Origin of the sequence: Brevibacterium picturae (assembly GCF_900105045.1) — a bacterium.
Lineage (GTDB): Bacteria > Actinomycetota > Actinomycetes > Actinomycetales > Brevibacteriaceae > Brevibacterium > Brevibacterium picturae.
In genome coordinates, this window is record NZ_LT629739.1 from 507,385 (window position 1) to 522,423 (window position 15,039).

The 15,039-nt window shown below is 63.4% G+C and carries 10 protein-coding genes and 1 pseudogene; 1 reads left to right on the forward strand and 10 read right to left on the reverse strand.

Annotation, left to right across the window (positions count from 1 at the left end):
* Positions 1–62 precede the first annotated feature (62 nt).
* The 9 genes and pseudogenes from BLT92_RS02340 to BLT92_RS02385 form a co-directional block, all read right to left on the reverse strand.
* Entirely contained in the window at positions 63–410 is a 348-nt protein-coding gene (locus BLT92_RS02340; protein ID WP_092102721.1) for a hypothetical protein, read from the reverse strand.
* Positions 411–471: 61 nt separating this feature from the next.
* Positions 472–1,359, reverse strand: a complete 888-nt coding sequence (locus BLT92_RS02345) for a LysR family transcriptional regulator (protein WP_092102724.1) — start codon at positions 1,357–1,359, stop codon at positions 472–474.
* A gap of 81 nt (positions 1,360–1,440) precedes the next feature.
* Positions 1,441–2,691 (reverse strand): annotated as a pseudogene (locus tag BLT92_RS02350) (aldehyde dehydrogenase family protein); the annotation flags it as partial.
* A gap of 21 nt (positions 2,692–2,712) precedes the next feature.
* Entirely contained in the window at positions 2,713–2,925 is a 213-nt protein-coding gene (locus BLT92_RS02355) for a hypothetical protein (protein WP_092102730.1), read from the reverse strand.
* Positions 2,918–3,820: a dihydrodipicolinate synthase family protein gene (locus BLT92_RS02360; RefSeq protein WP_231938980.1), complete on the reverse strand. Its 903-nt coding sequence runs from the start codon at positions 3,818–3,820 to the stop codon at positions 2,918–2,920. Before BLT92_RS02360 ends, BLT92_RS02355 begins: the two co-directional genes overlap by 8 nt.
* A 404-nt stretch (positions 3,821–4,224) precedes the next feature.
* Positions 4,225–5,043: a Bax inhibitor-1/YccA family protein gene (locus tag BLT92_RS02370; protein ID WP_092102736.1), complete on the reverse strand. Its 819-nt coding sequence runs from the start codon at positions 5,041–5,043 to the stop codon at positions 4,225–4,227.
* Between the two features lie 220 nt (positions 5,044–5,263).
* Positions 5,264–6,847: an AbgT family transporter gene (locus BLT92_RS02375; RefSeq protein ID WP_092102739.1), complete on the reverse strand. Its 1,584-nt coding sequence runs from the start codon at positions 6,845–6,847 to the stop codon at positions 5,264–5,266.
* A 313-nt stretch (positions 6,848–7,160) separates the two neighbouring features.
* Entirely contained in the window at positions 7,161–8,246 is a 1,086-nt protein-coding gene (locus BLT92_RS02380) for an inositol-3-phosphate synthase (RefSeq protein ID WP_092102742.1), read from the reverse strand.
* Between the two features lie 185 nt (positions 8,247–8,431).
* Positions 8,432–9,994: a peptide chain release factor 3 gene (locus tag BLT92_RS02385; RefSeq protein WP_172802646.1), complete on the reverse strand. Its 1,563-nt coding sequence runs from the start codon at positions 9,992–9,994 to the stop codon at positions 8,432–8,434.
* Between the two features lie 135 nt (positions 9,995–10,129).
* Between BLT92_RS02385 and BLT92_RS02390 the strand changes: the two genes are divergently transcribed.
* Positions 10,130–10,504, forward strand: coding sequence for a hypothetical protein (locus BLT92_RS02390; protein ID WP_092102748.1), 375 nt, complete (start codon positions 10,130–10,132; stop codon positions 10,502–10,504).
* 202 nt (positions 10,505–10,706) lie between these two features.
* On the opposite strand, the gene hrpA is transcribed toward BLT92_RS02390, so the two are convergent.
* Positions 10,707–14,984, reverse strand: coding sequence for an ATP-dependent RNA helicase HrpA (hrpA, locus tag BLT92_RS02395; protein WP_231938981.1), 4,278 nt, complete (start codon positions 14,982–14,984; stop codon positions 10,707–10,709).
* Positions 14,985–15,039 lie beyond the last annotated feature (55 nt).

The window sequence follows — 15,039 nt, forward strand, 5'->3', positions numbered from 1 at the left end:
CTCGGGGCAGCGGATGGTGTTCTCGATTATCCTCCCTCGCCGGCGTCAGCGTGCAGATGATCTTAGGCGAGGCTTCGGCGCAGTCTGATTGCGGCGTCGAGCAGCAGCTCCAGACTTTCCTGCCGTTGTGTTTCCGGCAGGTCCGCTGATGACGCCATCCCGTCTTCGATGAGGACGACGACCTGGTCTGCCAGGCTCTGATCGCCCAGGTCCGGGACCGGACGGCCACCGGAGCCGATGGACGAGAACTGGGCGAGCGCCTCGGCGATGGTGTCTCGACGGGACAACATGCCAGCTCCTGTTTGGGGAGAATTCGGGCCCGCCTCGGCGAGCTGACGAGGGTTGAGACCGATGATGCGGATGCGCAGACGCCGAACCTCTGTCTCAAGATCCGCCTCTGCTGTGCTCATGAGCCCATAATAGTCCGGGTGCGCGCCAGTTCCCGACTGCGCCCGTCTCCGACGTAACTGTTCACTCCCCGGGGACGGTGAGCCCGGCGTCACGGACAGCGTCGTGGAGGAATGCGATGACCCTGTCGGTGACTTGCCAGCGCAGCTGTGCGGCCGGCAGCACGGTCCAATAACTGCCGTGGAAGCTCACATCGTCGGGCAGCACGCGGACGAGCTCTGCATGGCGAGCGGCAGTATAGGTCGGCATCACCGCCAGGCCCACTCCCGCCAGAGCCGCCTGTTCGTGGACGTTGAGACTGTTCGACTGCAGGCGAATCGACCTCGGCATCTTCTTCCGCAGGGTGTCGTACTCGGGGATCCCTGCCATAGGATCATCGGAGTACCAGCTGATGACGTGGTCCTCCAGATCGGTGAGATCGCGAATGGGCCGGTGACTGTCCATATACTCTTCGGTTGCGAACAGACCGATCTCGTATCGGGCCAGCAGCTTCGAGCGCACCGACGGCGCCGAGGGGCGCGAGCGCACCACCGCGACATCGTATGAGACCCCGTCCCGAGAGGCCAAGGAGGGCGCAGAGACGATGCGGAGAATGGCCCGACCGTCAGCCAGAAGCGGCCCGCACCGCGGGGCGAGAATCGTCGAGGCGAACCCGTCGGACGTGAGCACGGTCCACTCCTCGGGGCCGATCTGAGTCGGGTCGCCATCGGTGAACACGTCATAGCCGAGCGCGAGAGTTCGCGCCGCCGGCAGCAGGTTCTCACCGTTGGCATTCAACTCCCACCCGATCCGAGTGCGTGTGAACAGCCGCATGCCGAGAGCGTGCTCAAGACGCTGGATCCTCCGGCTGAGGGTCGTATGATCAACACCGAGTTCGGCTCCGGCCCGGGCGAGGGTGCCGGCGTTGGCCACCACGTGGAAGTATCTGACATCTTCCGCGTCTGCCTTCATGCCAACGCTCCTCCCCGATACATCTCCTTCTGCGACTCTACCGGGTGACTCGGGTCTGTGCTCGACGCGCTGGGGTCGCCCTCAGCTCTGCGCAATCCACACGCTCATCGACTCCTGATAGGTCCCGAGGGCCTCCGGTCCGTTGTCTCGGCCCCAGAACCCGGATTCGCGCATTCCTCCGAAGGGGGTCGCAACCGTTCCCTCGCTGTAGCCGTTGATCGCCAGTGTCCCCACCCGGATCCGGTCTGCCCACCATTTGACAGTGGACAGGTCCTCACACCACACCGTCGAGGCAAGGCCGTAGGGCTCATCGTTGATGGCGCTGACGGCTTCCTCCCGCGACGACATGCGCAGCAGCTGGGTGACCGGACCGAAGATCTCACCCCGACCGAGTTCACTGTCACCGGGCACTCCTTCGAGAATGGTCGGCGGGACCCAATAGCCCTCGGTGGGAACCTCGACCCGATCGTTGACGACCTTGGCGCCCTTCGCGATGGCCTCGTCGATCCACGAGATGATTCGCTGGTGGGCCTTGGAGTTGATCACCGGCCCCATGTCGACCCCGTCGGTGAAGGGATCGCCGACGGTGATCGAGCCTGCCGCTGCGACCAGGGCCTGACTGAAACGGTCGTACTCGGTCTCGTCGCCGATGAATATCGTCCGCGATGAGGCCGTGCAGTTCTGTCCGCTCTGCCCGAAGGCGGCCCCGACGATGTCAGCGGCAATGGTCGTATAGTCCGAGGCGTGCTCACTGTCGACGATGTAGCCAGCCCGTCCCCCGAGTTCGAGGGAGACCTTCTTGAGGTTCGATCGTGCCGAGGACTCGAGGAAGGATCGGCCAGTTGGTCCGGAGCCGGTGAAGGTGAGGACGTCGATCCCCGGGTGGAGACCCATCGCCCGGCCGATGCTCGGACCTGTGCCTGTGAGCACGTTGACGATCCCCTCGGGCACACCCGCCTCGGTGGCCAGATGTGCGAAGTGCAGGGCGCTGAGCACGGAGTCCTCGGAGGGTTTGAGCACGAGCGCATTGCCGGCGGCCAGAGCGGGAGCGACCTTCCAGCCGAGCATCGCGATGGGGAAGTTCCACGGCAGCACCACGCCGACGACGCCGACAGGCACCTTTCTGACCCACCCCCAGCCGGAATCGTCCTGGAGGAAGCGCCCCTCCTCGCGGGCGAGCAGATCGGCGAAGAAGCGAAGGTTCGCCACGACGTCCGGAACATCCTCAGCGACGCTTCCGGCGAACACCTTTCCCGCCTCGACGGCATCGAGGTGAGCGATGACCTCCGCATCCGCGTCGACGAGGGCGGCCAGTCGACGAAGAACGTCCGCCCTGTGCCCGGCGTCGCGGGCTCAATCACCGGACGCGAACGCCTGCCAGGCGTGCCCGACCGCGGCGTCGAGCTGATCGGTCGAGGCCTCCGACAGCGACCCCAACGGAGTGCCGGTCATCGGCGAGAGGAGGTCGAGGCGCGGACCCTCGCCGGGGAGACTGCGGCCGTTCATATGCACGCCGAGGTTGCCCTCGAGGATGCGGGTGACGGCGACTTCGCCCTGCTCAGACATGTGCGGTCTCCTTCTCCAAGTCCGCGATCGAAGTCAGCAGCGCCTCGACGGTGTCGGGGGATGCGGTGGGCAGTGGTGCCCGAACGGGCCCCTGCTCAGCACCTCGGCGGCTCAACGTCTGTTTGATGAGGGAGATGAAGGCAGGGCTGCCCTCGATCTGTCCCAGTGGACCGGCCAGACGATTCCACAGTTCCACGGCCTCGGCCCATCTGCCCTCGTTCGAGAACTCCCACAGCTGCTGGCACTGCTGCGGCAGGAGCCAGGCGGAGGCGGCGACCCAACCGCTGGCTCCCTGGGTGAATCCTTCGAACGCGATGCCGTCTGCGCCGACGAACACCTCGACGTCGTCGCCCAGTTCCCCGCGCAGCTCGCGGATTCGAGTCGCGGCTCCGGAGGTTTCCTTCACGCTCCAGAAGCTGCCGGTGTCCAGAAAGGTGCCGAGATGCTGCGGCAACAGGTCGACCCCTGTCGAATGCGGGTTGTTGTAGACCATCACCGGCAGTTCGGAAATCGACATGACCGAATGGAGTGCGGCAACCGCCGTATCAGGTTCCAGTCCACCGTAGAACGGAGGAGTGATCATTGCCGAATCGGCTCCCCACTTCTTCGTCTTCGCAATGAGGTCGCTCATCTCTGCCGGTGTGTAGGCCATGCAGCCGACGACCACCTGGGCCCGGTCGGCGGCAGCGTCGACGACAGCGCGCACCCGGGCCTCACATTCTTCTGCGCTCAGGGCCAGGGCTTCACCGGTGGCCCCGAGGCACAGAATTCCGCTCACTCCTGCGTTCAGCGCGTTCTCGACTCCGGCAGCGCTCTGTTCGATGTTCTGTCTGCCGTCTGCACGGTACGGGGTCGTCGGCACGGCGAAGACGCCGCGCATATTCTGCTGATTCACATGAAATCTTCCTTCCTGCTCCTCGGCTTCGACCGTGGAAGCAATTCTGAGGTGAAGGCGCATCGATGTATGCCGAAGTCAACGTCGATGTTGAAGTCCGCGCTGCGTATTCGGCTGTTCGCGGGCTGTCTCACCTTCGAGCACTGTAACCGTGACATCCACGAGCTTAAGAGCGCGAGGGGCCGGCCTCAATAGCCGAAAGCACACGTCGAGGTGGAAAATTGCACCACCTCGATCGACACGGGGCTCCTCTCGGCAGAAAACTGAAAGCCCAGTGCAGAACAGCGAAATGGAAGTCATGACGCGCAGAAGGGCGGGCCCCAAGAGTGGGGCCCGCCCCTGCAGACCGTTTGTGACAAGAACCGGACGCCGCAGTGGTGCGGTCGGCGTCCGAGGTCTATCGTCTAGTTCCTGAAGTAGGAAATGAGGCGCAGGATTTCGATGTAGAGCCACACGAGGGTGACCATGAGGGAGAAGGCGCACATCCAGGAGTACTTCTCCGGGATCCGCTGCTTCACACCCTGTTCGATCATCTGGAAGTCCATGATGAGTGTCATGGCCGCGAGCACTGTGGCGACGATGCCGATGATGACGCCCAGCGGCATGGTCATGCCAAGGATGTTGATCTCGATGCTGCGGGCGCCGCCGGTGCCGGTCATCATCGCAATGCCGAAGTTGATGAGCGAGAAGATCGCATAACCGCCGATGGCGATCATCATGAACTTCTTCATCTTCGAACCGAAGCGCACACCCTTGAACTTGAACAGTGCGAGCATGACGCCGAAGACACAGAGCGTGGCGAGCACGGCCTGGATGACGATGCCCGGGAACGCGCTTTCAAACGTGAAGGAGATCGCGCCGAGGAAGACTCCCTCGAACGCGGCGTAACCGATGATGAGTGCCTTGTTCGGTTCCCTCTTGAAGGCGTTGACCAGGCCGAGGACCAGCGCGATGAGCATCGCTGGCAGGGCGATGACCATCGGCGAAATGCCGAGGACAGCCGGGACGAACCAGCCGAACAGGGCGCCGGCGAGAAGAATGGTGAAGAGAAAACCGGTCTTCATCATGACATCGTCGTAGGTCATTGCCCGTTCGGCAGCCTGCGGACCTGCATTGCGGTTCTGCGCGGCGGGCTTGTCGAACAGGTTGTTGAGCTCCTGGTCGGACATGACCGGTTCGTTGCGGCCGGCCTGAACTCCCTGGTTGAGAGCCCGGTTCATCATGGGGTTACTCACGGTCGAGATCCTTTCGATCTGAGTAGGTTGCTCGCGCGGGCGAAATGCCGCACGAGAGTCGAATCACGTTCTCAGTCTAGCCACTTGAGCTGGACAGTCACTGAAGATCCAGCGCTCGAGTCAACGAGCGTTGCACGATCGTAACGCTGGCGCAGGGTCTCGTTATTCCTGGGTTCAGGTCAGAAGTAGTCCGAGTCTGTTCGCGGCATCAGCCCATCTGGTAGCTCGTGGCCGAGCCCGGCCCCCAGGGGATCCCGGTGGACCACCAGATGAAGAACAGCAGTCCCCAGAAGACGAACATCGCGAACGACAGCGGAATCGTGAACGAGAGCAAGGTCCCGATTCCCGAGTCCTTCTTGTACCGCTGGATGAAGCCGAGAACGACGACGAAGTACGGGCTCATCGGCGAGATGATGTTCGTCGTCGAATCACCGATGCGGTACAGGGCCTGCGTGGTCTCCGGGGCGATGGACAGGAGCATGAACATCGGCACGAGCACCGGCGCCATGAGCGTCCACAGGCCCGAGCCCGAGGTCAGGAACAGGGCGCCCAGGGCCACGAGCAGCCATCCGCCGATGAGGATGACGAACGATCCGGTGTCGAGGGAGCCGAAGAACTCCGCTCCCCTGATCGCGAGGATCTCGCCGAGGCTGGACATCTTGAACAGCGCCAGGAACTGGCTGGCGGCGAAGAACAGGACGATGACGGGCACGAACGGCAGGAGCCCCTTGCCCATCATGTCGGGAATGTCCGAGGTCTTCTTGATCGATCCGGTGGCGTAGCCGTAGACGATGCCGACGATGAAGAACCCGAAGCCGATGATGGCGGCGATGCCCGACATCAGTCCCGATTCTGGGCCGAATGCCCCGGCCTCATCACGCAGGAAGGAGTCCTCAGGCAGGGCGAGGAAGAACAGGATCGCCGCGCAGGCGACGATGGATGCCACGGCGATGACCATGCCGCGCTTCTCGTTGGAGTCCAGGGCCATCTTGACGTCGAAGTTGTCCGGGTCGTTCTCGTCTGGTTCGTCGAGTTCGATCTGGTCGGCGCGTTTGGTCAGCAGAAGTTCGGTGACCAGGGTGATGGCACCGGCGACGACGAACATCGAGATGAAGTTGAAGTAGAAGTTCGCGAGCGGGCTGACCACGTAGTCGGGGTCGATGATCTGAGCCGCCGAGGTGGAGAGCCCACCGAGGATCGTGTCCATGGAGTTGACCATGGGTGCTGCCGAATACCCGCCCGAGGTGGCGGCGTAGGCGACGACGCAGCCCAGCAGAGGGTTGCGTCCCACCGCTTTGAACGCGAGTCCGCCGAGGGGAATCATGATCATGTACGAGGCATCCGAGGCGATCGACGCGGCAGTGCCGGCGAGGGCGACGATGAACGTGATCCACTTCGGTGAGGCACCGGCGATCGTTGCGCGCAGCATCGCCGGGATCAGTCCGGACTGCTCCGCCACGGCCACGCCGATGAGGACGATGAGGACGAGGCCCAGCGGTGGGAACGTGACGAAGTTGTTCGTGGCTCCGGCGACGATCTCCCTCAGGGACTCCGTGCTGAAGAGATTGGTGACACTCACCGTCTCGTCGGTGGCGGGGTTGACCGCCTGCAGTCCGGTGGCGGAGAAGATCGCTGAGAGCACCATGACCACGACGGCCAGTGACAGGAACAGCCAGAAGGGGTGCGGAAGTTTGTTGCCGGCCTTTTCGATGATGACCAGCAGACGCATGAGCCAATTGAGCTCGCCAGGCTTCTTCGGTGTGGTGTCGGTGACAGCGGCGTTGCGCGACATCGATGCTCCTCAGTGATTCGTAACGGGGTATGCAGATGAGCCGGTGGGAGCCGCTCACCCAGTCGTCGGCCACGACCAATATGTGGCAGGGACCACTGTCTGCAAGTCCCCAGTGTTATGGACAACTCCGATTGCGGCGAGGCGATCTCATATCCTGGATCGCCATCGCCATCGACCGAGGTGGTGGTCGGCGAAATCTGGCACCCGATGCTCACCGACTGCTTCCTCCGCAGGAACGACCGGGCAAAGGCAATGCCGGCCACACAGTGCGTGCGACCGGCATTGCTGAGGTCAGATCAGGTGAACGCTCGTATCAGCTTTCGAGATTTCCTTGGATGAAGGCTTCGACTGCCTCGTGGGCGGCGTCGTCGCCCTTCTGCTCAGGGGGCGACTTCATGAAGTACGACGATGCGGAGATGAGTGCGCCGCCGACGCCGCGATCGAGTCCGATCTTCGCCGCACGGACGGCGTCGATGATGACTCCGGCCGAGTTCGGTGAGTCCCAGACCTCGAGCTTGTATTCCAGTGACACCGGTGCGTCACCGAAGTTGCGACCCTCGAGTCGGACGAAGGCCCACTTACGGTCGTCGAGCCATTCGACGTAGTCGCTGGGACCGATGTGGACATTGCGGTCCGAGAGCTCGGCCGAGGTGTTCGAGGTCACGGCCTGGGTCTTCGAGATCTTCTTCGACTCGAGGCGCTTGCGTTCGAGCATGTTCTTGAAGTCCATGTTGCCGCCGACATTGAGCTGGTACGTGCGGTCGAGGACGACTCCGCGGTCTTCGAAGAGTTTGGCCATCACACGGTGGGTGATGGTCGCACCGATCTGGCTCTTGATGTCGTCTCCGACGATCGGCACACCGGCGGCACGGAACTTCTCATCCCATTCCTTGGTGCCGGCGATGAAGACGGGCAGGGCGTTGACGAAGGCGACCTTCGCGTCGATGGCGGCCTGCGCGTAGTATTCCACGGCTTCCTGCGAACCGACGGGCAGATAGCAGACGAGGACGTCGGCCTTCGCATCGCGCAGAGCCTGTGCGACGTCGACGGGTTCGGCGTCGGATTCGTCGATGGTCTCACGGTAGTACTCGCCCAGCCCGTCGAGGGTCGGTCCGCGCTGCACTGCGACGCCCGTCGAGTCCACATCGGCGAGTTTGATCGTGTTGTTCTCACTGGCGGTGATCGCCTCGGCGATATCGGCGCCGACCTTCTTGCCGTCCACGTCAAAAGCGGCGACGAATTCGATATCACCGACGTGATAATCCCCGAATTCAACGTGCATGAGTCCCGGAACTTTAATTCCTGGGGCCGCATCCCGGTAATACTCAACACCTTGGATCAGGGAAGAGGCGCAGTTGCCCAATCCGGCAATCGCGACTCGAATCGATTTCGTTCCCACGTCTGTGATCTCTCCTTTGTCAATTCGGGTCTCCCCGAGCGTCGGGTCTCCCCGACTGGGGCCACCTTGAAATGACCCCGACTATTCATCTTAATGTCCTCGTCAAAACGGCGAGACGTCTTCGTCGAATCGGCGAGACGGGTGATCGGCTGAAACATGGCACCAGACGATCACGGTATTGGGATTCAACTGACGACGAGCGGTTCCAAAACCACATCCGGGTGGTTCTTCTGCACGCCCTGCAGTCGCCACCTGTCCGAGAACAGTGCAAGCAGTTCACCGTCGGAGCGGTGAAGAACCTCGACTGATCGTTCCCTCGCCAGGGTCGGCACACATTCCGGTGTGGTGCGTCGGGCCAGGGAGAAGTTGAGGCGCTCCAGCGCACAGGGTGCGTGGAATTCATTGTTCATCCGGTCTTCGGCAACCTCGAACTGCATCGGTCCGACGGCGCCGAGCACGGGGGCCTGGTCGCCGCGCAGGTCAGAGCGCAACACCTGGATGACGCCTTCGTGGTCGAGCTGTTCGATGCCGCGGCGGAACTGTTTGTACTTCGAAGAGTCTTTGGCCCTGATGACCATGAAGTGCTCGGGAGAGAACGTCGGGATCCCGGGGAACTCGACCTTCTTGTCCAGGTAGAGCGAATCGCCCACGCGCAGAGCACTGGCGTTGACCAGGCCGACGACGTCCCCGGGGAAGGCTTCGTCGACGACGTCGCGGTCACGGCCGAAGACCTGCTGCGCGTACTTCGTGGCGAAGGGTTTGCCGGTCGCGGCGTGGGTGAGCACGGACCCGCGCTCGAAGACGCCTGAGCACACACGGATGTAGGCCAGCCGGTCGCGGTGGTTGGAGTCCATGCCCGCCTGGACCTTGAAGACGAATCCGGAGAACGGGTCGTCGACAGGCCGCGGAACATCGTTCTTGTCGAGCCGAGCCTCAGCGGCAGGCGCCAGGTCGACGAGCATGTCGAGGAGTTTGTGGATGCCGAAGTTCAGCACCGCCGAGGCAAACATCACCGGTGTCGATTTGCCCGCCAGGAACGTCTCCTGGTCGTGGTTCTGATCCTCCATGTCAAGCAGGTCGGATTCGTCGACGGCGGTCTCCCATGCGTCGCCTTCGAGATCGATGGCCTTGTCTGCCGAGTAGGTTTCCTCACCGGCGATGGCGGCTCCGGCACCTGCGCGGTCGTACTTCGTGTAGTCGCCGGTGAGCCGGTCGAGGACTCCTCTGAAATCACCGGACTGTCCGACGGGCCAGGTCAGCGGGGTGGGCAGGAGGCCGGTGCGTTCCTGGACCTCATCCATGAGTTCCAGGGCGTCGAGACCGGCACGGTCCCATTTGTTGACCACTGTGATGATCGGGATGTTGCGGTGGGCACAGACTTCGAAGAGCTTCATGGTCTGGGCTTCAAGACCCTTTGCCGCATCGATGAGCATGACGGCGCAGTCGACGGCAGAGAGCACCCGGTAGGTGTCCTCGGAGAAGTCCGCGTGACCGGGGGTGTCGACGAGGTTGAAGACCGCATCCCGATACTCGAACTGCAGCGCGGCCGAGGAGATCGAGATGCCGCGGTCCTGCTCCATCTTCATCCAGTCGGAGACGGTGGCGCGGCGGCCGGCCTTACCATGGGTTGCGCCGGCCTTGCCAATGGCTCGCGCGTGCAGGGCGAGCGCCTCGGTGGTCGTCGATTTACCCGCGTCGGGGTGCGAAATGACAGCGAACGTCCGGCGGCGGGCCGCCTCGGTTCGCATGTCCTTGTCAGAATACTGGCCAGAAGTCACCAAAATATCCTATCTCTCTTCTGTCGGTGACCGGGTGTCCGGTCAGTCACAGTTGTGATCGTGCGTCCAGCGTCCTGTCGGATTCCGCGTTTATGCTGGGTGGCGATGACTGAGGAATTTGTTGAATATGCCGGTCGCTCGGAACCGAAGGAACGCTTACTCAAGGCTTTGCCGCTGATTCTCGCGGCGGTCCTCGGGATCCCGTTCCTGGTGCTGGCGATCAAGTTCTCTCTCGAGATCGGTCAGGTCACCAGCTACCTCTTCGACCTCGGAACCTCCGGCTGGGAGGCGTTCTCCATGGTGATGCTCAGCCTCTCCGGTGCATTCTGTCTCGTCTTCTACCTCGTATTCCTCTTCTTCGGCACCCGTCGGCACACGTGGAAGTGGCGCATCTGGTGGTCCGCCGCTGCTTTCCTCGCCGCCGCGTGTCTCCCCATCTGGTGGCTCCTCAACGGCTACTTCACCACCGGCGCTGCGTAACCGCGGCATCCTGCACTCAGCACCACCTCTTCCACACCTGCGCCCTGCCTGCAGCACCGCGTCCTACCCGCGGCACCGAGTCCTACACTTAGCTTCGCTTCTCACCATGAGTTTCGCACCGCACACCCGCAGCACTAAAACCTCTCGTTGCAACGGCGCACTTAGCGACTACCGGTGAGGGGTGCCCCACCAACCCGGCCCATCACAGCTGGGCAAGGGCCTTCGCGATCCTCTTCTCCGACACCGGGTGGGCCGTCCCCAGTGAATTCGCGTAGAGGCTGACGCGCAGCTCTTCGAGCATGACGACTACGTCCCGCCAGTCGCTGGGCACCGAGGCTACGATCCGTGACCAATCCGCCTTGGCCAGGTCGGGATATCTGTTGCCGATCTTCTTCACCACAGCCTCGGTGCTGCCGCTGATGCGGTCCATGAGCTGCTTGTCACGCATCGGCGAGTTCTGCATTCCATCGATGCGGACTACTTCGGCCTGCACCCATCGCGGCAGGTCGCGGACCATCTGCCCGGTCATCGCGGCCACCGATTCCCCCGTGATTCGCGTTCCTCGCCATGCCTGCACATCGGCGAGGTTGGATAGGATCGCCAGCGACGAGGCTTTCGATACGAGCCTGTCGAGTTCGGTCGCAGACTGCAGCGCCTTCATCAAGAAGGGCAGCAGCCCCGAGCACATCTCGGTCAATGTTGCGTGCATCGCGGTCTCAACACGCCCGAATTCCTCGGCATCGGCCACCCAGCCGGTCTCCGCGGGCCCCAACTCGGTCTCGACGACACTGCGTATTCCGGCCCTGATCAGGGCGTGGAGCATTTCGTCCGAGGTTTTCTGGTGACCGGCGAGGACGAGCTTCTCATCGGTCGTCAGTCCCTCGCGCAGGTACTTCAGCGCCTCGTTCGTGCGCAGGCTCAGCAGTGTGATGAGTCCTTCACGTGAGGCCAGCCGAGCTTGGGCAGCGGTGTCGAAGGCGATGAGGTCGACGCTGGTGCCCCGGTCCACGAGGCCGGGGACAGCGCCGACCTCCGCGCCATCGGTGTTCGTCAAGGCACCGAATGACCATGAGGTCAGCCCGGCTTCGGCATTGAATGAGACCTGCTTCGCCCGAGCCTTGCGCACCTGGGGTTTCGCAGTCTTCGTCAGCGTGGTCAGGTCCTCACCGATACCCACGGTGGTGGTGCCGTCGATGACGCGGAAGCGGATCCGCAGATGGGGTGGGATGCGGTTCTCGTCGAAGTCCTGCGAGCTGACGGTGATGGGCACCAGGTCGTTCAGGCCTCCCCCGCCGGCACGTTCACTGAGATGTGCGGCGAGCACTTCGGGCAGGGACCCACGATAGGGGGTGAGTACGGGCAGGATGTCGCGGGCGACGTCCGGTGCGGGCACGAAGTATCGGCGCTTGTTCTTCGGCAGCGAGCGAATGTAGGCGGCGACGAGTTCCTCACGCAGCCCAGGGACCTGCCAGGAGAATTCCTCGGAATCCACCAGGGGCACGGCGGCTGCGGGCAGCTCGACGGTCACTCCGTCCTCCGTGCTGCCGGGTTCGAAGGAGTACCGCAGCTTGGCCGTCGAGCCGTCGGCCAGTTCCCATTCCATCGGGAAGTCATCGGCCACCGAAGCGGTCAGTTCCTCGCTGTCGTCGCTGAGCAGGATCGAGGTGCTCAGATCCAGAATGTGCGAGTCGCGACGTTTCTGTCTCTTCCACCAGGAACGGAAGTCCGCCGCAGAGGTGATCGTGGCCGGAATCCGCTCATCGTAGAACTCGAAGAGCGCATCGTCCTGGTCGAGGACCCTGCGGTTGCGTGTGCGTGAGGCGAGCGCTTCCGCCTCATCGATGACCGTCGCATTGTGTTCGAGGAACCCGAAGCGTTCGTGCCAGTCACCGTCGATGAGGCCCTTGCGGATGAACATGTCACGCGCGGCCTCCTGGTCGAAGGTCCCGTATCCGACCCGGCGGTCGGTCACGAGGGTGACGCCGTAGAGCGAGATCTTCTCGTAGACCATCGACCCACCGGCCTTCTTCGACCAGTGCGGGTCCGAGTGCTGCCTGGTCACCAGGTCACCGGCGGCTTCGACGACCCAGTCGGGTTCGATCGCTGAGACCGTGCGGGCCCACAGCCTGGAGGTTTCGACGAGTTCGGCCGCCATGACGAAGTCGGGCTTCTTCTTGAACAGGCCGGAACCGGGGAAGATCGCGAAACGGGTTCCGCGGGCTCCCTGATAGTCCCTGTTCTTCTCCGACCGGGAACCGATCATCGACAGCAGCCCCGTCAGCAGCGCACGGTGGATGGCTGCCGCATGTGGGTCGAGCCTGGCGCTGGCAGCACTCTGCCCGGAGTCCTTCTCGGCCTCCTGGCCGCCGGTCTTCATCGCGCTGTGCTTCTGCGCACTGAGTTCGGCGAAGCCGATCTTGCCGTTGGCGCTGCCCGACCCGGGCCTCGCTGCGACGGCGTTCGCAGCAGTCTCGTTCGAGTGCTTCGCCTTCGACCCCTTCGCATCCGACGCGGACCCAAGGCCCGCCTCGGCGCTGGCAGATGTTTCGACCGGGCGCCACACGGACTTGTTGACGCGGATGCCCGCGGACCCGAGCAGGGACCGCAGCTGGCCGACGAGGTCCTGCCATTCGCGGATGCGGACGAAGTTGAGGAACTCGGCCTTGCACTGACGGCGGAACTTCGAACTCGTCAGCGCCGACTGCTGATCATCCAGGTAGTTCCACAAATTGAGGTAGGACAGGAAGTCACTTCCCGGGTGGGTGAACCGGGCGTGCTTCTCATCGGCGGCCTGGCGCACCTCGGTGGGGCGTTCGCGGGGGTCCTGAATGGACAGGGCGGCCACGATGACGGTGACCTCTCCCCCGCATCCCGCCTCGGCGCCGGCGATGACCATGCGCGCCAGTCTCGGGTCGATCGGGAGCAGGGACAGCTGCCGACCGGTCGGGGTGACAGTGATCGTGCCGGTCTTGTCGCTGGTCAGGGCGCCCAGTTCGGAGAGCATGGTGCGTCCGTCACGGACTGCTTTGGCCTCCGGCGGGGTGAGAAACGGGAATTCGAGGATCTCTTTGTCACTCGCCGCGAACCCGAGGTCGGCCATCTGCAGGATGACGCTGGCGAGGTTGGTGCGCAGGATCTCGGGGTCGGTGAACTCCTGTCGCGAGTCGAAGTCGGCTTCTGAGTACAGGCGGATGCAGATGCCGTCGCTGGTACGACCCGAACGGCCCTTGCGCTGATTCGCGCTCGCCTGGGAGATGCGCTCGATGGGCAGGCGCTGGACCCGGGTGCGGTTGGAGTACCTCGAGATGCGGGCGGTGCCGACGTCGATGACGTACTTGATGCCGGGCACGGTCAGCGAGGTTTCGGCAACGTTCGTGGCCAGCACGAGGCGTGGCCTGGAGTGGGGTTTGAAGACCTTCTGCTGTTCGCCGGCGGAAAGGCGAGCGAAGAGCGGCACAACGTCCCAATTGCTCAGGCGTGGTCGTGTGCGCAGGTGAGCCTCGAGAGCGTCGGCGGTGTCACGGATCTCTCGTTCCCCGGAGAGGAAGACGAGGATGTCGCCGGGGGCTTCGGCGCTGAGTTCGTCAAAGGCTGCGATGATGCCCTCTGTCTGATCCTCGGGCCCCGTTTCGTAGCTTCCCGACTCCCCGGGCCCATCGACGTCGTCGTCCTCCTCGTCCTCGACGAGGGGACGATACCGGACCTCGACGGGATAGGTCCGTCCCGCGACTTCGATGATCGGGGCGTCGTCGAAGTGGGCGGCGAAGGACTGCGGGTCGATCGTCGCCGAGGTGATGATGACCTTGAGTTCGGGTCGCTTCCCCATCACTTCTTTGAGGTAGCCGAGCAGGAAGTCGATGTTGAGGCTGCGTTCGTGGGCCTCATCGATGATGATGACTTCGTAGTCGCGCAGCAGTTTGTCGCGGGAGAGCTCCGAGAGCAGAATGCCGTCGGTCATGACCTTGACCCGGGTCGAATCCGCGACCTGCGCGGTGAATCGCACCTGGTAGCCGATGGTGTTGCCGAGGTCTTCGCCGAGTTCGTCGGCGATACGTTCGGCCACGGTCCTGGCAGCGATTCGCCGAGGCTGGGTGTGCCCGATCAGTCCGTTGACTCCCAGCCCCAGTTCGAGGCAGATCTTGGGCAGCTGGGTGGTCTTTCCCGATCCGGTCTCGCCGGCGACGATGATGACCTGGTTGTCGCGAATCGCCTCGGCGATCTCGTCCTTGGCTGCGGAGACCGGCAGATTCTCCGGGTAGGTGACATCGACGGGCTGGGCCTTGCGGGCAGCAGTCAGCCGTGCCCGACGTTCGCGGTGTCCGGCCCCGGTGTTCTTGCGTCGCTGATTCTTCCGCCGAGGTGACCGCTTCGCTGGCTCCCTGCGCTGTGGCTGCGTGTCAGGGCGTGGAGACGGCGTATCCGTCTGCGGGGTCGAGTCGCCCGTGCGCGGGGTCGACGATGCTGAGTTCTCATGTGCCATTTCAGACCCCAGCTTAACGTCTGCCTCGCCGAGGTGGTCGTCGGCGCTCGTGCGG

Bases quoted from the DNA above. Each gene is read 5' to 3' on its own strand.
- BLT92_RS02340 (WP_092102721.1), bottom strand. From the start codon at position 410: ATGAGCACAGCAGAGGCGGATCTTGAGACAGAGGTTCGGCGTCTGCGC.
- BLT92_RS02345 (WP_092102724.1), bottom strand. From the start codon at position 1,359: ATGAAGGCAGACGCGGAAGATGTCAGATACTTCCACGTGGTGGCCAAC.
- BLT92_RS02355 (WP_092102730.1), bottom strand. From the start codon at position 2,925: ATGTCTGAGCAGGGCGAAGTCGCCGTCACCCGCATCCTCGAGGGCAAC.
- BLT92_RS02370 (WP_092102736.1), bottom strand. From the start codon at position 5,043: ATGATGAACCGGGCTCTCAACCAGGGAGTTCAGGCCGGCCGCAACGAA.
- BLT92_RS02375 (WP_092102739.1), bottom strand. From the start codon at position 6,847: ATGTCGCGCAACGCCGCTGTCACCGACACCACACCGAAGAAGCCTGGC.
- BLT92_RS02385 (WP_172802646.1), bottom strand. From the start codon at position 9,994: ATGCGAACCGAGGCGGCCCGCCGCCGGACGTTCGCTGTCATTTCGCAC.
- BLT92_RS02390 (WP_092102748.1), top strand. From the start codon at position 10,130: ATGACTGAGGAATTTGTTGAATATGCCGGTCGCTCGGAACCGAAGGAA.
- hrpA (WP_231938981.1), bottom strand. From the start codon at position 14,984: ATGGCACATGAGAACTCAGCATCGTCGACCCCGCGCACGGGCGACTCG.